2 pseudogenes are annotated in these 581 nt (G+C 70.4%); one reads left to right on the forward strand and one right to left on the reverse strand.

What is annotated here, in order from left to right:
• Window positions 1-221 (forward strand): annotated as a pseudogene (locus tag SSP24_RS45540) (helix-turn-helix domain-containing protein); the annotation flags it as partial.
• Here SSP24_RS45540 and SSP24_RS42595 read toward each other — a convergent pair.
• A pseudogene (locus SSP24_RS42595) lies at window positions 166-581 on the reverse strand (IS701 family transposase); the annotation flags it as partial. The pseudogenes SSP24_RS45540 and SSP24_RS42595 sit on opposite strands and share 56 nt — an antisense overlap.

Below are 581 nucleotides of genomic sequence, written 5' to 3' on the forward strand. Positions count from 1 at the left end.
TCACCATGCTCATCGTCACCCGCGAGGGTGACCGCCGCTGCAAGCTCCCGCCGCACCAGCGTGCTCTGGTCGGTCTGGTGTACCTGCGCCAGCACATCACGCTCGCGCAGCTTGCAGCCGGCTTCGGCATCTCGATCGGCACCGCCCATGCCTACTCGGCCGCGGTGATCGGCCTGCTCGCCGATCGTGCCCCCGGCCTCCTGCGCGTTGCGCGAAGCCGAACTGGGACTTGGGGACGGCCAGTACGTAGCCGACACCCGACTGCTCCAGCAGCCGGCGGAATCGGTTGTCCTGACCGTAGGCGGAATCCGCGGTGACCCAGGTAATGGGCAGCGGTGAGGCGAGGGCCCGCAGCACCATGTGCCGGGCCAGCTCGCCTTTGGTGGCGAACTCCCGCTCGTCGGGGACCCTTGCGGTGCGGCAGCGTTCCCGGTCCTCAGTCCAGGATTTCGGGAGGTAGAGCTCGCGGTCGACCAGGGCCCGGCCGCGGGCGGAGGCGTAAGCGGCGAAGACGCCGATCTGGCAGTTCTCGGTCCGGCCGGCGGTGCCGGAGTACTGGCGCTGGACCCCGGCGGAGGTGG

This window comes from Streptomyces spinoverrucosus (assembly GCF_006539505.1).
In the GTDB taxonomy this organism is placed as follows: Bacteria; Actinomycetota; Actinomycetes; order Streptomycetales; family Streptomycetaceae; genus Streptomyces; species Streptomyces spinoverrucosus.